This is a genomic window from Endozoicomonas sp. (assembly GCF_965196975.1).
Lineage (GTDB): Bacteria > Pseudomonadota > Gammaproteobacteria > Pseudomonadales > Endozoicomonadaceae > Endozoicomonas.
On sequence record NZ_OZ239981.1, the window covers coordinates 4,071,393 to 4,088,601 of the forward strand.

14 protein-coding genes are annotated in these 17,209 nt (G+C 47.6%); 10 read left to right on the forward strand and 4 right to left on the reverse strand.

The features are described 5' to 3' along the window. Positions 1-73 precede the first annotated feature (73 nt). Complete coding sequence (gene tnpC / locus ACOCLE_RS18325) at positions 74-1,579, forward strand: IS66 family transposase (RefSeq protein ID WP_419533096.1); 1,506 nt, start codon at positions 74-76, stop codon at positions 1,577-1,579. Positions 1,580-2,177: 598 nt separating this feature from the next. Here the strand turns inward: tnpC and ACOCLE_RS18330 are convergent. The 3 genes from ACOCLE_RS18330 to ACOCLE_RS18340 form a co-directional block, all read right to left on the reverse strand. Next, positions 2,178-3,068 carry an IS982 family transposase gene (locus tag ACOCLE_RS18330; RefSeq protein ID WP_419533099.1) on the reverse strand — a complete coding sequence of 297 codons (891 nt, stop codon included), beginning with the start codon at positions 3,066-3,068 and terminating at the stop codon, positions 2,178-2,180. Positions 3,069-3,298: 230 nt separating this feature from the next. Beyond that, the gene (locus tag ACOCLE_RS18335) at positions 3,299-3,460 is read right to left on the reverse strand and encodes a hypothetical protein (protein ID WP_419533675.1); all 162 of its coding nucleotides are present in this window, start codon (positions 3,458-3,460) and stop codon (positions 3,299-3,301) included. Positions 3,461-3,858: 398 nt separating this feature from the next. After that, complete coding sequence (locus ACOCLE_RS18340; RefSeq protein WP_419533676.1) at positions 3,859-4,467, reverse strand: trimeric intracellular cation channel family protein; 609 nt, start codon at positions 4,465-4,467, stop codon at positions 3,859-3,861. Between the two features lie 194 nt (positions 4,468-4,661). Here ACOCLE_RS18340 and ACOCLE_RS18345 point away from each other — a divergent pair, with 194 nt between their 5' ends. The 3 genes from ACOCLE_RS18345 to preA are packed head-to-tail and all read left to right on the forward strand — an operon-like array spanning position 4,662 to position 8,097. After that, positions 4,662-5,414 carry a 5'-methylthioadenosine/adenosylhomocysteine nucleosidase gene (locus tag ACOCLE_RS18345; RefSeq protein WP_419533677.1) on the forward strand — a complete coding sequence of 251 codons (753 nt, stop codon included), beginning with the start codon at positions 4,662-4,664 and terminating at the stop codon, positions 5,412-5,414. 57 nt (positions 5,415-5,471) lie between these two features. After that, positions 5,472-6,830, forward strand: a complete 1,359-nt coding sequence (locus ACOCLE_RS18350; RefSeq protein ID WP_419533678.1) for an NAD(P)-dependent oxidoreductase — start codon at positions 5,472-5,474, stop codon at positions 6,828-6,830. After that, positions 6,823-8,097, forward strand: coding sequence for an NAD-dependent dihydropyrimidine dehydrogenase subunit PreA (gene preA, locus ACOCLE_RS18355; RefSeq protein WP_419533679.1), 1,275 nt, complete (start codon positions 6,823-6,825; stop codon positions 8,095-8,097). The genes ACOCLE_RS18350 and preA overlap by 8 nt, the downstream gene beginning before the upstream one ends. 116 nt (positions 8,098-8,213) lie before the next feature. On the opposite strand, the gene sfsA is transcribed toward preA, so the two are convergent. Then, positions 8,214-8,885 carry a DNA/RNA nuclease SfsA gene (sfsA, locus tag ACOCLE_RS18360; RefSeq protein ID WP_419533680.1) on the reverse strand — a complete coding sequence of 224 codons (672 nt, stop codon included), beginning with the start codon at positions 8,883-8,885 and terminating at the stop codon, positions 8,214-8,216. Between the two features lie 504 nt (positions 8,886-9,389). Between sfsA and dksA the strand changes: the two genes are divergently transcribed. The 6 genes from dksA to ACOCLE_RS18390 all read left to right on the forward strand — a co-directional run bounded on the left by dksA (position 9,390) and on the right by ACOCLE_RS18390 (position 17,204). Then, positions 9,390-9,833 (forward strand): RNA polymerase-binding protein DksA, encoded by a 444-nt coding sequence (gene dksA / locus ACOCLE_RS18365; protein ID WP_419533681.1) that lies wholly within the window; start codon positions 9,390-9,392, stop codon positions 9,831-9,833. Between the two features lie 170 nt (positions 9,834-10,003). Then, on the forward strand, positions 10,004-10,900 hold the full coding sequence (gluQRS, locus tag ACOCLE_RS18370) for a tRNA glutamyl-Q(34) synthetase GluQRS (protein ID WP_419533682.1): 897 nt from the start codon (positions 10,004-10,006) through the stop codon (positions 10,898-10,900). Between the two features lie 111 nt (positions 10,901-11,011). Continuing rightward, a complete protein-coding gene (locus tag ACOCLE_RS18375; RefSeq protein ID WP_419533683.1) occupies positions 11,012-11,767 on the forward strand; it encodes a hypothetical protein in 756 nt (251 codons plus the stop codon). Between the two features lie 235 nt (positions 11,768-12,002). Continuing rightward, on the forward strand, positions 12,003-12,491 hold the full coding sequence (locus ACOCLE_RS18380) for an alpha-ketoglutarate-dependent dioxygenase AlkB family protein (protein ID WP_419533684.1): 489 nt from the start codon (positions 12,003-12,005) through the stop codon (positions 12,489-12,491). 253 nt (positions 12,492-12,744) lie between these two features. After that, positions 12,745-15,822 carry an ATP-binding protein gene (locus ACOCLE_RS18385; protein WP_419533685.1) on the forward strand — a complete coding sequence of 1,026 codons (3,078 nt, stop codon included), beginning with the start codon at positions 12,745-12,747 and terminating at the stop codon, positions 15,820-15,822. Then, a complete protein-coding gene (locus ACOCLE_RS18390; RefSeq protein ID WP_419533686.1) occupies positions 15,819-17,204 on the forward strand; it encodes a sigma-54-dependent transcriptional regulator in 1,386 nt (461 codons plus the stop codon). The genes ACOCLE_RS18385 and ACOCLE_RS18390 overlap by 4 nt, the downstream gene beginning before the upstream one ends. The last annotated feature ends 5 nt before the right edge of the window (positions 17,205-17,209 follow it).

The following is a 17,209-nucleotide window of genomic DNA, read 5'->3' on the forward strand; positions in this document are numbered from 1 at the left end:
CTTCATATAAATCTGGAATTTTCTGATTTTTCGACCATCATCTTATACTCAATTTTTCTAACAAATCTCCAGTATGGAACCAGACTTCCCAGCTACTCCGTTTACCGAAGCTCTCCTTAAAGAGAATGAAGAGCTTCGGACCGAGAATGCGCTTTTACGGGAACGTTGCAGCGAACTGGAAGAAAGGGTTAATAAAAACAGTCAAAACAGTAGTAAGCCACCATCGTCAGATGGTTATCAAAAGCCCAGTAAAAAAGGGAGTGATAAAGGTGATACATCTTCCAAAGAAGCCCCCTGCTCCTCACAGGAAACACCGAACCCCAAAAGCCCTAGACCATCTTCAGGCAATAAACCAGGTGGCCAGAAAGGTCATCAAGGCTCTTGTTTGAGACGTGTCGCCTTACCCGATTATGTCAGGCATCTGAAGGTTGAAAAATGTTGCTGTTGCCAGTCTTCGCTTATCGATATTAAACCCACCAAATACATTGAGCGACAGGTTTTTGATCCAGGTAGACCCGGAGAATTTGAAGTTACCGCGTACTGGGCAGACGTTAAAGTATGTCCTTGTGGTAAACGGAACACCGCTGAGTTTCCCCAAGGAGTGAAAGCCGCTGCTCAATACGGAGAAGTGACTCAGGCAATGGCTGTTCATTTAAACCAGTATCACTTCATCCCATATCACCGGGTGTCTGAGTATTTCAATACTATTTATTGCATGAGTGTCAGCGCAGGCTCTGTTGCCAATTTTGTTGCCTATACCCATGAGAACCTGGCCTCTACTGAGCAGAGTATCCGCGATGCTTTACAAGAAAGTCCGGTTGCAGGAGCGGATGAAACTGGCATGCGGGTTGACGGTTCACTGTGGTGGTTACACATTATGCGAGATGACCAATGGACGCTTTACTACCTCTCAGAAAGGCGAGGTTGTGAAGCAATGGATGCAATGGGCATCCTGCTGACTTTTGCAGGCATTCTGGTTCACGATCATTGGAAGTCCTACTTTGCCTATGCGGCAGTGCATGTGCTTTGTAATGCCCATCATCTGAGAGAGCTTCAGGGAGTTGTCGATAGGGATGCGAATAAGCTGGCTCTGCGGCTGATGAAATTGCTTACGCTCTCCTGGCACTTCTGCAAGAAATACAAAGCAGCCGGTCTGACTCAAATGCCTGGTGCAATACAGCTTCGCATTGAGACGATATACGACCAAATCCTTCAAAGGGCTCTCACGAAGGAAACCGCTTATATGGAAAAACAACGACAGGTGCTTGGACGTAAGAAGGTCAGGAATACCAAGGCCTACAACCTGTTCAAAAGGCTTATTGAGTTTAAGGTTGAAACGTTGCGCTTCATGTCGGACTTTTCAATTCCCTTCGATAACAATGGCAGTGAACGTGATGCCAGGATGGCCAAACTTAAGCAGAAGATCTCAGGCTGCTTCAGAAGCGAAGACGGAGGTACCATGTTTACCCGAATCCGAAGCTATTTATCATCTGCTAAAAAGCAGGGGTTGAACATATTTCAGGCGCTTCTTAAAGCGGTTCGAAATTACAACAATACGCCTTTGCTGGGTGCTGAATAGTTACAGATTTTCTTTAGCATAATTCCTGACAGCTCGAGAGAGATTTGAATAAACAATCTCCCCCCCCCTATCTATTCCTTCTGAACTGTTTGAAAAAGGCTGTACCCCGCGATTATTATCAAAAACAGACTGACCGGATTGATTAAGAAATCTGGATCAGATAGCTCTTCTTGATTCGAGAACACAACAGGAGCGACATATGGAACCATTGCTAATGATTTACCAAATTAAGAAGAATTTAAGCGCCAATCTGTAGTCATGAGTAGAATCACTCTATCGAATTTTACAAATAAAAATCATCTTAAATATAACCATTAATAAACCAAGAGTTAACGCGATGTGCGACTTTGTCTGAAACTATCTCAAATTACTAGCCCGGATATTTCATAAACTGCCCCGAATCTCGGGCAGGACTTTGTCGCCCTAAGGGATTTTGTGAGGGAGTGCCGTACCGGGGAGTACGGTCGACCGAGCAAAACTCCCTTAGGGCGGCAAAGGACAAGCGAGAACGGGAGCACGTTTATGAAATATCCGGGCTAGCATGATGGTAAGTCCAAGTTGTATCTTCAAAATCACGCAATTATTTGCTTTCCGTTTTTTAATCTTCGGAAATAAGGTTCTCAAACTGTATTGCAGGACGACCAGCAATTATATTCAGATAAGAACCAATATTATGTGCCAGTAACTTCCGAGCGATACGTGATGTCATATGCCATCTATCTCGACAATGGCACTTTTCTATTTCAAAGCGCTCTGTCAATTGACCTATCACTGTTTCTATTCTCCGTCGTACCCGTAATACCAGCTTTACAAACGACTTCGGACGTTCATCTTGCATGTTTTTTCTCAGTGGCGTCTGAAGATCAATACCTAATTCCTGACAATCAGCTTTAAACTCAGGCCTTATATAGCCCTTATCGCCAAGCAAGAGGCCAGAAATGGTCTCGAGCATGTCATAGGCTGCATCACGCTCATCTACGTTCGCTGCGGTCAGAGTAAAACCCACAGGAATCCCTCGTGCTTCAACCAGCAAATGCCCCTGAAAGCCATAGAACTTCTTGTCCTTGGAAGCGCAGTAACCATAACCAGCCTCAGCTTTAAAGATACGGCTCTGTGGTGCACGGGTTCTGACGACAACATCAATCGGAAAACCATCGATTAAATGGATATCTGCATTATCTGCATGCATCATCTGGACTATACGAATTTGCAGTCGTTGTTTCACATGCCATAAGTTGGCGGCCTGTTTGACAAATGCCGAGCGTGAAGGAATGTCAGGAAACAGGTGTCGCCAGTGTCGGGTAAAATACTTCCAAATCTCAGTGTCCTTATGATGCCCAAGCCATTCACCGACAACTTCCATGGTGATCGCTTCACTATCAGTGAGCTTTGGTGGAAACCCTCGAAGTCGCAGTGGTACAGGAAAAAGCTCTTTTACCAAATCGTCGATCAAGCAGTAGACTGTAGTGATAAACTCTTCAACGGGCATGACTGAAACCTTCTTTGCTTTCTACTGCTTTTAATAGCAGAAAGCAGGATCAGTCATGTCTCCTTATGCAAACCTAAAAGTCGCACATGGCGTAGAGTTATTAATTGACCACTTAGAATGGTTTTATAATAACAAGATAAACAGAAAACTTATTAGAGTATCGACTGCAAAAAATGCATAACACTTTATTAGACATTCCCTTTCTCAAACATTTTTAAAAACTTCATTATTTAATCATCTGAATCAGATCCGAAATCACGACTACAAACCTCATCACTTGATTCATCTTCAGATACCTGCATCAACGCCAGCGAAGGGTTTTTAGCAGCGGATTTCCGTTCTTCTACCAGAGTTTTTGCTTCTTTTAAACTAGTGATTCTGTTAGCTTCCAATTGTCGTACCTGGCTTTTACAACTAGTTCATCCCAGTTAGGCGGCCGTGCTGGGACTGGAGGAGGTATAAGTGACTTTGCCTCAGATGAAGCCATTACTTTCTTTGCTCCCACTACACCAGCTTCGGTAGATGAGGCTAATGTTGTAAAAGTTGATGCTAAAGATAATGAAGTAATTCCAGCGGTTACTTTTTCCACGATTCAATCCTTTTAAAGGATGACCATAAAAAATTTTCCATTAAAGGACAATTGCCGCTAATAATAGTTCAATAATATTTTGTGATTTTTTCAATCTAATATGAATATGAAAAGTAATTGCCAGCCATGTACAGCGTAGGTTTACCCAAAAGGGCAGAATATGACCGGCCAAAAAAGAGCCGGTCAGAAACTAACCTCAAATTATATAGGCAAACTGAAACGAGGCAGTGACAGGTCTTTATAAAGTGCCAGCAGTCTCAAGAGAAGCACAGTAAGCACTGCAATAACGGTGGCTACATCACTGTTATGAATCACTGGTTCCAGAAATACAAATACGGCTCCTCCTACCATGGCAGCCGATGCATAAATCTCCTTCCTCAGCACCATGGGAACTTCTCCGGCCAGCATATCCCGAATAGCACCTCCACCACAGCCAGTCAGCACACCCATCATAATAGCGACCATGGGTTCCACACCAAATGACAATGACTTGGTAACCCCAATGACGACAAAGACAGCCAGCCCCAATGCATCAGACACCTGAAGAATCCACTTGCTACGCTCATGCCATTGACGAACAACAATTGCAAACAGAGTCGTAGCAAGAATAACCAGCAGGTAGAGCGTATCTTTTATCCAGAATACGGGGGTAGAGGAGAGTAGAACATCTCTAATAGTTCCGCCCCCAACGGCAGTCACAAAGGCAAGCACCATTGCACCGAACAAATCCATGTCTTTCCGGCAGGCCAGCCAGACACCACTGATGGCAAACACCGCAGTACCAAAAAGGTCAAGAATATAAAGCAGCATTAACAGATCTACAGGTCAGGGTTGAAAGCTTTTTATTATCAAATTGTCGTGTAAAAAAATATATAGTCATATGTGCGGGTATTCGGTTTGTGATTATTGGATGCAGGAAAGGCCAGCCCTACAATCCCCGGTATCCACCTTTCCCGAAATTAGTCTGTAGAAATACGTCAACAATGATCAAACAAAGCAAATTATTGACAGCTCTGATACTTCTCATTTTCAGTACCTGCCTTCCTGCTTCACAAACAAAGCCCACCATTGCCATCATCGGAGCAATGGAGGTAGAAATCGAGAAGTTATTACCTGAGATAGAGCATCGCAAAGAGATCACGCTACGGGGGCATGCGTATTACACCGGTATCCTGCGGGGACAGAATGTCGTGGTAACACGCTCTGGCATCGGTAAAGTTAATGCTGCGGTCACAACATCAGAGTTCATAACCGAGTTTGATGCGGATAGCCTGATCTTTACCGGTATTGCTGGCGCGGTGCATCCAGAGTTAGAGCCCTCAGACGTGGTGATTTCTACATCGCTGGTTCAACACGATGTGGATTTAACCGCTTTTGGTATGGACGAAGGTCATATGAGTGGCTTTAAAAGTCGTCAGTTCCATGCTGACTTGAAACTGATTGATCAGGCAAAAGTAGCGGCCAACAGCGTGGTCGGCAGGGATCGAGTACACAGCGGGATTATTGCCACGGGCGACCAGTTTATTGCTGATAAGGACGAAGTAAAAGAGATCTACGATGAGTTCAACGCCATGGCCGTCGAGATGGAAGGCGCTGCTGTTGCTCAGGTGGCGTTGCTCTACAACAAACCTCTAGTGGTTATTCGTACTATCTCCGATAAAGCCGATGGTTCCGCCCACTCTGATTACAATCACATGAAGGCAATTACTGCCCATAACTCTTCCGGCATCACCCTACTGATGCTGGAGGGTATGTAAGCGCTCTACCCATTCAATGGCTGCTAGTCTTCTTACTCCTGATGAGGATTAACAGCCATGAATAAACCCGATATATACAGTGGCAGGCTGACAGCGGAAGAGTACCAACGCAACTTTGCTGATATTAAGCCTGCACTCAGTGATTACGAAGCTCATATTGAAGCCAGCCGATGCCTCTACTGCGAAGCAGCACCCTGCATCCCTGCCTGCCCCACTGGCATCAATATTCCATCCTTTATCAACCGGATCACCACTGACAATATTGACGGTGCAGCACAGGCTATTCTGGATGCCAATATCCTGGGAGGAAGCTGTGCCCGGGTCTGTCCAACTGAAATCCTTTGCGAGCAGGCCTGCGTCAGAAATCATGAGCCCGAGTTCAGTCCAGTCAAGATCGGTCGCCTGCAGCGTTATGCCGTCGATAATCGCCAGTCAGGTGAGCACCCATTCATCCGTTTGCCTGAAACAGGAAAAACCATCGCGGTTGTAGGTGCAGGCCCGGCTGGACTGGCCTGTGCCCACCATCTGGCTCGAAAAGGTCACAACATTACCTTGTTTGATGCACGGGAAAAGCCCGGAGGCCTGAATGAATACGGTATCGCCTCCTACAAACTGGTTGATAGCTATGCCCGGCAAGAAGTGGACTTCGTCATGGACATTGGTGGTATTTGTCCAGAGTATGGTTTGCAACTGGGGCATAATCTCAGCCTGGATCAACTGCGGAAGCAGTTTGATGCAGTCTTTCTCGGTCTTGGGCTTGGAGGTTCCCGCTCGCTGGGATTTCAAGGCGAAGAAGCAAAAGGTGTTGAAGATGCCCTCCCGGCCATATCTTCACTTCGACAGTGCAATGATCTGAGCCAACTGCCCATTGGCAGAAGGATCGTGGTGATCGGCGGTGGCAACACCGCTATTGACGTCGCCTGTCAATGCAAACGGCTGGGGGCAGAAGACGTCACCATTGTCTACCGTCGTGGTAGTGAACAGATGTCAGCAACGGATCATGAGCAGGCTTTCGCCCGCGAGAATGGCGTTCGAATCCTTACCTGGCTTCAGCCCTCATCTCTGGTTACTGAAAGTGGTTACATCACAGCCGTGCAGCTGGAAAAAACCGCGCTGGATGCGAATGGCAAGTTACAGGGAACGGGTGAGCTGACGTCTTTACCGGTAGACACGCTCTATAAAGCCATTGGTCAGCATTTCCTGGTGGATTCATTTGCCAACACCAATGAAAGCCCTGAGTTAAACGGCAATCGCATAGTAACGGATGACAACTTTCGCACTTCACTGGTAAACGTTTGGGCCGGTGGAGACTGCATTGATAAAGGTGAAGACCTGACTGTTCACGCTGTTGAGCATGGCAAGCGGGCTGCTTATGCCATCCATCATTACCTGCAGGGAGGTAGCGATAATGGCTGATTTAAGCAGTAATTTTCTGGGTATTCACTCCCCTAACCCATTCTGGCTGGCTTCTGCTCCACCGACTGATAAAGCCCACAATGTCTATCGGGCATTTGAGGCAGGCTGGGGTGGTGTCGTCTGGAAAACCCTGGGGGAAGACCCGGCACCGGTCAATGTCTGTTCCCGTTACTCCTGCCATAAAAATACCCGGGGTGACGTGATCGGGATTAACAATATCGAACTGATCACTGATCGCCCACTCCAGATCAACCTGGATGAAATACGCCAGACCAAAAAAGACTGGCCAGACCGGGCACTGCTGGTCTCGCTGATGGTGCCCTGCAAAGAAGAGAGCTGGAAAACGATCCTCAGGCAGGTAGAAGAGACAGGATGTGACGGTGTCGAACTGAATTTTGGCTGCCCCCACGGAATGCCTGAACGGGGTATGGGCTCTGCAGTTGGTCAGGTGCCGGAATATATTGAAATGGTTACCCACTGGTGCAAACAACACTGTAACCTGCCCGTTGTCGTTAAACTCACACCCAATATCACCAATATAGTGATTGCTGCCGAAGCGGCTCAGGCCGGTGGTGCAGATGCCGTATCACTGATCAATACCATCAACTCGATTACCGGAATCAATCTGGATCAGATGGTGGGATACCACGCTGTTAACGATCAGTTCACCAGTGGCGGCTATTGTGGAACAGCAGTAAAACCTATCGCACTGAACATGGTAGGGCAGATAGCCCGAAGCCCGGATACTGCTGACCTGCCCATCTCCGCTATTGGCGGTATCAGTACCTGGCGGGATGCTGCGGAATTTATGGCCCTTGGCGCAGGAACAGTGCAGGTTTGCACTGCCGCCATGCTGAATGGCTTTAAAATTGTACAAGACATGATTGATGGCCTGTCACGATGGATGGACAGCAAAGGCTACCCATCACTGGATAGCTTTCAAGGCGCCGCAGTTCCCAGTCTGACGGACTGGAAATACCTTGACCTGAATTACAAGACCATTGCCAGCATTGATCAGAACAGCTGCATTCAATGCGGTCGCTGCTACGCGGCCTGTGAAGACACTGCGCACCAGGCAATAACCATGACACCGGATAACAACGCAGCTCAGCGCCAATTTGATGTCATCGATGAGGCCTGCGTAGGGTGCAACCTCTGCCAGATCACCTGCCCCGTCGAAAACTGTATATCCATGATCAGGCAGCAGACCGGCAAGCCCTACCTGAACTGGACACAACACCCGAACAATCCGATAAGGGAAAGCTAAGCATCAAATAAAATGAGCCAGAAGCCTGCCGGACTTGCCATGGAGCCGTGGGCTTCTGAATGATTAACTGAATGGACGATTGTGAGCCTTTCCAGCCTTTTTAATGAGTAATCGATTTATAAAGTGACCGGCAACGGTCTTACCAGCTCTATTGTTTCTGGAGAAATGTCTGCCCCCCAGGCCATCACCTCCACTCCAGCCTCAACCGCCTTTTGCAGTTCTTCCGCATAAACTGGATCAATCTCTTTTGCAGCGGTTACATGGTCAATACCAGTATGCTGGACACAGAAAAACAGTACAGACCGGTGACCATCAGCAACCATCTGGGTCAGCTCCCTGAGGTGCTTTGTACCCCGGCTGGTTATTGCATCCGGGAACAGACCCAGTCCCTCCCCCATCGCCAAGGTGACACTTTTCACTTCAACATAACAGTCGGGCAGACCTTCCTGCTGCAACAGTAGATCAATACGGCTATTTTCTTCACCATAACGAACCTCACGACGGATAGTCTGATAGTTAGAAAGTTCTGACACCTGACCGGATAACAAAAGCTCCTCTACAAGGGTATTGGCTCGCCCGGTATTCAGCCCTGCCAGCGTTATTCGTTCTTCGCCGTTAAACACCACTGGGATTTCAGCCTGCTCCCAGGTACAGGGATATTTGCGCTTGGGGTTTCCTGAGTCTGAATACCATACGCGGTAACCCGGGTAGAGACAGTTTTTCATGGAGCCGGTATTAGGGCAATGAAGGGTTATCTGTGAGCCATCGGCCAGCTCGACATCTGCCATGAAACGTTTGTATCTTTTTATCAGACTGGCTTCAGAGAGACGGCTATCGTATTTCATTACATATACTCATTACTTAATTTCATTAATTTACTTATTGATATTCTAAACTAGAATTTTAAGATGACTGTTGATCATTCCTGCGTCTGTAGAGCTGATAGGCTCTCTGAATCAGTTGGATAACAGATTCAGAGAATAATATCAGTTGACCTGAGGACAGGTTTTGGTCAATGTCAGAAAGCGGATGACATTTTTTTATGGCGTCTTGCCATGTGTTTTGGTAGTTTCTCCGCTTCTTTAAGGAAGGCAAGAGGCAAGTGCCAGGAGCTTTTGTTCTCGCCAGGCACCCGTGGTGTTGACCTTGGCTTTCAGGGAGCCGGCTTACCGGCAGAAACAGAGGGATCGCAGAGGCTGCTTTCAACAGGCAGAACGCGAGCGCCTCTAAATGGAGAGATCCAGGATTGTTGTTCCCCTGGCTCATGAATAGAAGGTGGTGAGGCTGTAATCATGTCAGCACAGAAAAACGCGGATACAGGCAATCTGCTCAAATCGTATACCCCCTACCAGGAAAAGGATGGGGAAGAGTACATGAATGAGCAACAAGTCGCTCACTTCACTAAGATCCTGCAAAGCTGGAAGCAGGAACTTATGGAAGAAGTGGATCGTACAGTGAATCATATGCAGGATGAGGCCGCGAACTTTCCTGACCCTGCTGACCGCGCCAGTCAGGAAGAAGAGTTCAGCCTTGAGCTGAGAACCCGTGATCGTGAGCGTAAACTGATTAAGAAAATCAACGATACGCTGACTCGGATCGAGGAAGACGATTACGGATACTGTGACAGCTGTGGCGTAGAAATAGGCATTCGTCGTTTGGAAGCTCGCCCCACTGCAACGCTTTGTATCGACTGTAAGACACTGGCCGAGATCAAGGAAAGACAACTGGGTAACTGATTTACCCGGATAATGGGTCAGGCTGTGGCTCAGTGAGTTTCACAGACTGATTCATTCTCGTCTGGTTCATTTTTTATAGTTAACAGCACTGTAGATACTGACAGACTTCTGCAAACTGAATCTGCTACGACTCTCACTAAATACCATTGCCTGATTTATAATCACTCCATATGGGCGACACACTAAGCACTCCCCCCTACATTGGACGTTTCGCGCCTTCCCCTTCCGGCCCACTGCACTTTGGCTCTCTGGTTGCCGCTCTGGCCAGTTACCTGGATGCACGAGCCCATCATGGAAAATGGCTCGTTCGCATGGAAGACATTGACCCTCCAAGAGAGCAACCCCAGGCTGCAGAACGTATTCTCAAGGCTTTGGAAGTTTATGGTCTGCATTGGGATGACAGCGTGCTTTTTCAGAGTGATCGCAGTGAAGCCTATGATGAAACCCTGAACACCCTGCTCCGTGAAGAGAAACTTTACCCATGTACCTGCACCCGTAAAAAACTTGCCGGTCTGGATGGTGTGTATCCCGGTTATTGTCGAAACCAGCGTAAGATCCCAAACCAGCCCCACAGCCTCAGGCTGTTATGCAGTAGCAGTATCATTCAATTTCAGGATCGTATTCAGGGTGATCAGTCGTTTGACTTAAGCACGCTTGGCGATTTTATTCTCAAGCGCAAGGATGGACTGTACGCTTATCAACTGGCCGTTTGCATCGATGATAACTTTCAAGGGATTAGTCATATTGTCAGGGGCGTAGACATCCTGGATTCAACCCCAAGACAGCTCTATCTGCAAAGCCAGTTAAATTATCCAAATCCTGTCTATGCCCATGTTCCGGTCATTACACAAAACAATGGCAATAAACTCAGTAAGCAGAATCATGCTCCAGCCATACCACTGAACAACCCACGGCCACTCATTATCAAAGCACTGACTGCATTTGGCTTACAACCAGAAGCGGACCTGTTAATGAGCTCTGTTGAAGAGATCTTGTCCTGGGGAGTTAAAAACTGGTCGATAAGAAATATGAGCGGAAAAAAAGAGATCATACAAGACTCTCTTTGAACAAACCTACCGCTATTTCGCTGAACATGTTATATATGGTTAGATCGATAATACCCAGAATCTAATGATTTCTGGTTATAAATATGGGAAAGATGTGTTCAAGGAGTGAATATGTCGATAGTGTTTAAAACAGCGTTTGTTGCTGCTCTTTCTTTTTTATCTCTCAACCTGACTGCCAAAACACTGGCCTTTGTCTCTCCCGGCGCTTCGCCAGATAGCCCCGCAGCAGAGAACTCTGATTTCTGTAATGCAGCCAGGCGTACTCGAGAGCAACTTATCCGTCAAGAGCCTTCTATTAATAGCAAAGCCCCAATACACACTCAAAATGCATCATCCTGCTTTTCACCAGATGAGAACCTGATATTTGTTGCAACCCTTGAGGCACAGAGAGTGCTTGGCCCTAATGCTCCTTGGTACGAAGATCTCAGTAGAGATATAAAAAATAGAGTCACCGAAGCTTGTAGCATTATGGGTTATGAAAATAGCGATGTCAGTCGAGCCTATGACCATTGTTTGGAAAGCCGACATGAAGAGTTGATGAGCCCCTATGAGGAAAAATACACTAAGGAGTCCACAAAATACCTTCGGAAACGCCAGCAAGTGGCAGATAGCCTGGTCGTCAGGTGTGATGCCTCTCTCAGTGTAAAGCGCAGTCGGCTTCCTAAAAATATGCGTTTCCCCGTCGCATGGTATAACGCCGACAGTCAATCGGTACCAAGTTGGTTGCTGGAAGAAAAACTGGACGATGACGAATGGCTTGAACAGATAGGAAAGTTAAAGCTTGATAATATTATGGCAGATGTTCTGGGTAGCGATTGCCCCGGAGAAATGATCTACTGGGTAACTTACGACTCTCCAGGGCTGTAATTTTACAAAATAGTCTTAGGCTCTGTTAGTACAAACCTTCTTACTGGCTGTCGGCGGACCTAAGACTACCTATGGTGCTCAACAAGTTGTCAGGAGCCCGATAATATTGAATACATTTATCTCTGTATCAGTACCTCCGGAAACATACACACCTCCCGATGCTCACTTTTTTTTCTGGTCTCAGATTGCCTCAGAATCCATATGCCAGCAGTTATACTCAGAGCTATACTCCGCATTGCCCTGGCAACAGGATCATATAACCATTTACGGTAAGACCCTTCCTGTTCCAAGGCTTCAGGTATGGATGGGAGATCCTGGCGCACACTATCAATACTCAGGTTTGGCACTATCTCCGCACCCCTGGAACCAAACCGTCGCCACCATTAAGCGACAGATCGAAAAGATATCTGACCATCAATTTAACTCTGTATTAATTAACCTTTATCGCAGTGGGCAGGACAGTAATGGTTGGCACAGTGACAATGAACCAGAGCTGGGTGAAAACCCGGTAATTGCATCCTTCAGCCTGGGAGCGACAAGACGATTTCGCCTGCGCCATAAATACCGAAAAGATATCCTTCCGTACACTTTTGACCTGATATCTGGCTCCCTGCTATTAATGTCCGGAGCTACCCAGAAATACTGGCAACACTGTCTGACAAAAACAGCAAGGCCAGTAGAGCCCAGGATCAACCTGACCTTCAGGAAGGTGGCAACCACCTGAAGAGAAAGAAAAAACCACAACCCTTTTGCGGTTTATCCATATAACCATTACCATGTCTGTCCAACTGCGAAACTGCACCGACGTAATATGTATATCTACCGTCTAGTTCTGCTTCTGGTGATCGGTATTTACCTTTTTTCTCCTGCCATCATGGGCTGGTGGATTACGTTTGGTGAACAGTGGTATCAACCCTGGATACTCTGGTTCATTCTGATTGTCGCGGGCTTTACCCTTCAAGTCAGGGGTAACAGCGATGAGCTTTGAACTGGAATATATTGTTCTTCTCAGTGTTGCCTATCTGGCCATTCTTTTTCTCTGTGCCTGGGCGACCGATCGCGGCATTATCCCGCGTAAGATAGTTCATCACCCGGCAACCTATGTACTGTCTCTGGGCATATATGCCAGCAGCTGGGCCTATTATGGCAGTATCGGGGTTGCTCACGACGATGGGTATGTTTTTCTCGGCTTCTACTTTGGATTGAGCGGTGCATTCTTGTTAGCACCTGTCCTGCTGGTTCCAATATTAAGAATAACCTCCACCTATCAACTCAGCTCTCTGGCCGATGTACTGGCCTTTCGTTTCCGGAGCCCGGTAGCTGGTACGTTAAGTACACTGCTGCTACTGTTTATCACCTTTCCTCTGCTTGCCCTGCAGATACAGGCCGTGGCTGACAGTGTTTACCTGCTGAGTGATGAGACATCTCCTGAGAAACTGGCCTTTGGTTTTTGTATTATGGTCACGTTACTGACCATGATGTTTGGTACCCGGCACCTGGCCAGCCGCCACCAGCATGACGGTCTTGTGGTTGCTATTGCCTTTGAGTCTCTTCTGAAACTGCTCATCATGGCACTGCTTGGAGGTGTAGTAATCTTCGAGGTCTTTGGTGGTTTTTCCGGATTAAACAGCTGGCTTGAAGCCAACTCTGAAGTCATTATCGGAATGAACTCTCACCTGGAGGATGGCCCCTGGCGGACAACTCTGTTGATGTTTTTTGCTTCAGCTGTCGTTATGCCTCATATGTTTCATATGACGTTTGCTGAAAACCGCGACATAAAAATGTTATTCACAGCCAGCTGGGGCCTGCCTTTCTTTTTATTACTGTTGAGTATTTCGACCCCCCTGATTCTCTGGGCTGGTCTCAAAATCGGGAGCTCTTATCCACCCGAGTACTTTCCACTGGCTATTGGCAATGCGCTGGATAGTCGATGGCTAACCATCATCGCCTATATAGGAGGACTTTCTGCGGCCAGTGGCCTGTTTATTGTGACATCGCTGTCACTGTCCTCCATGCTGCTCAACCACGTCATCCTGCCTATCTATCAGACGAAAGAGCCTGCCCAGGTCCAGATGAATATCTACCGCTGGCTGACCAATGTAAAACGTCTGATCATTGCTACACTAATCCTCGGCTGCTACGGGTTTTACCGGCTATTGCACAACGAAGTGGACATGTACAGCCTGAGTATCGTTGCCTATGTTGGGGCTCTGCAACTGCTCCCCGGTACTCTGTCTACTCTCTATTGGGGCAAAGCAAACCATAAGGGACTGATTCTCGGGATTCTATCTGGAACCACTGTCTGGTTTTTTACCCTGATGCTGCCTTTGACCATGGGACTTGAGATTTTCCCAATCCGCAGTGTCAACTTCGGCACCATCACTAACGATGGCTGGTATATTGCCGCCGCCTCATCACTGGTCGTGAATGTGCTGGTGTTCTACCTGGTATCCAGCTTTACCAGAATGTCGGATGAAGAGAGCAGTGCTGCTGCAGCCTGTCTGGTCCGTGAGGTAAGCCAGCAGCCATACAAAATCCCCAAGGCCCGCTCTTCATACGAATTTCAGGAGATGCTCAGCGCGCCTCTTGGCCCTGTAGCCGCTCAGACGGAAATTAATAAAGCTCTGACCGACCTGAATATGAGGCCAGATGACAACCGGCCACACTCCCTGAGGCGGCTCAGGGATCGTATTGAGAACAATCTATCCGGGCTCATGGGACCCACCATTGCCCATGAAATCGTCGATTCCTTTTTACCCCTGGATGTCGAAAATGATTACGTCCCGAAAGACATCCATTTTATGGAGTCACGGCTGGAGGCGTATCACTCAAAACTGACCGGTCTGGCTGGTGAGCTTGATAGCTTGAGACGTTATCACCGGGATACGTTGAATAGCCTGCCCATGGCCGTATGCTCTATTGATTCTTCCATTGAGAACCCTTCTGCTGACAACCCGGAGTCTCTGCTATCAAACAACACTGGTGAAGTAATGCTCTGGAATCAGGCAATGGCAGAACTAACCGGTATTCCTGCTGAAGATGTTCTGGGGATGCCGTTGAAAACCATTCCTGCTCCCTGGAATCAGATTCTCAGTGATTTCATTCAACTTCCCGACAATCACCTGAACAAACACAGTGTTGAAATGGATGAAGGTACCCGCTATTTCAGCCTCCACAAAGCCGCTGTAGAGGCACCTGTTTCCGGTACTGGTGGCAATCAGGTTATGTTGTTGGAAGACCAGACGGAAACTCAAATGCTGGAAGAGCAGCTCTTTCACAGTGAGCGACTGGCATCTATCGGGCAGTTGGCAGCAGGTGTAGCCCACGAGATTGGCAACCCGATTACCGGGATTGACTGCCTTGCCCAGGAAATGGGTGCGCTTTCATCCGACCCAGATATCCAGCAGAGTTCCCGGCAGATACTGGAGCAAACCAAAAGGGTCAGTCGTATTGTTCAAACACTGGTGTCTTATGCTCACTCCGGCCAGAAAGGGGGAAAGCAAATCGGACACAACAGTGGCTCCCCATCCGTAGCAGAGCCTGTAGAAGTTTTCAGTACTATTCAGGAGGCAATTAGTCTGTTGCAATTGAGCCATAAGAACAGCAATATCGTATTCCGCAATTTATGTATCGATGGCCTCTGCGTCAGCGGCAATAGCCAAAAATTACAACAAGTGTTTATCAATCTGCTGAAGAATGCTGCCGATGCATCAGACGAAGGCATTGACACTGAGAGTGTTGTTTCCGTCAGCACCACAGCAAACCAGCACACAGTAACCATTCGTTTTGAAGACCAGGGGCACGGAATCCCCAAAACCATTCAGGAAAGGCTGTTTGAGCCATTTTTCACCACAAAAGAGGCTGGTAAAGGTACTGGCCTGGGTCTGGCTCTAACCTGGAACATTATCGAAGAACATTTTGGCAGTATTCAGGTTGTGAGTCCGCTGGATCCATTAACAGGGCGAGGATCCTGCTTCATCATTTCGCTTCCACGCTACGAGTCCGAGTCAGCGCCAGTGGAGCAGCCGTTGGAATTTCAGGGGGATATGGCATGAGTCAGGACCAGATACTGATTGTCGAAGATGAAGAAATTATCCGGTCATCACTGCGTCGTCTTCTTGAACGACAGGGATATAGTATTACCGAGGCCGGCTCTGTTCATGAAGCCGAAGACTTCCTCAAACAACAGTCATTTTCACTGATCATCAGTGATCTAAGGCTTCCCGGCAAGCCCGGTACTGAAATGATTAACCTTGCAAATGGTATTCCAGTACTGATCATGACCAGCTATGCCAGTTTGAACTCGGCGGTCTCAACCATGAAGCAGGGTGCTGTTGATTATATTGCCAAACCCTTTGATCATGCGGAGATGATCCAGCGAGTGGCTGAAGCTATTGAAAAGCAGACAGCACAGAGCACCGAGACCAATACTGACCAGGATGATAAGGAAAGTCAGATTCAAGAGACATTCACTGGCGATGGCTTTAATGGCATTCTGGGGCAGTGTGACGCCATGCAGCTATTGTTCCGGCAAATACAGAAGGTGGCTCCAACCGATGCAACGGTATTGATTCAAGGTGAATCAGGAACCGGTAAAGAGCTGGTTGCCAGAGCTATCCATGAAAACAGTAAGCGCATCAATGGTCCGATGATTTCCGTCAACTGCGCTGCTATTCCTGAAACTCTGATTGAGTCAGAGCTTTTTGGGCATGAAAAAGGATCATTTACCGGCGCAACGGCAGCCAGAACGGGTCTGATCGAAGCGGCCAATGGTGGCACACTGTTTCTTGATGAAATAGGTGAGCTTCCACTGGAAGCCCAGGCAAGACTACTTCGGGTGCTTCAGGAAGGTGAGATTCGTCGTGTAGGCTCAGTGCAGTCCCAATCCGTTGATGTTCGATTGATTGCAGCTACTCACCGGAACCTCCGCCAGCTTTCTTCACAGAATGAGTTTCGTGAAGACCTGTACTATCGACTGAAAGTGGTTGAACTGCGCATTCCACCGCTCAGAGAAAGAGGCAATGATATCCTGATGCTGGCAGAAAAACTGCTGGCCAAAACCTGTGAAAAAATGGGCCTGGAGGTCTTTTCACTGGCCCCCGAAACCATGGCTGCCATTTCACAATACCAGTGGCCTGGGAATGTCCGCGAAATGGAGCATGCCATCGAACGGGCTGTCATTCTTTCCGAGGACAACATCATCACTCCGGAAAACCTGGATATTGAAGTTCGTGTGAAACAGACCCTGTTCCGCCAGGATGCAGAAGAGCTTCAGGATGGCCTGACACTGGAAGACTACTTCCAGCGCTTTGTTCTTGAGCATCAGGACCAGATGACAGAAACCGAACTTGCGCAAAAACTGGGTATCAGCAGAAAAACGCTCTGGGAACGGCGCCAGCGTCTGGGTATTCCACGGAAAAAAACAACCGCAACTTAGGATCT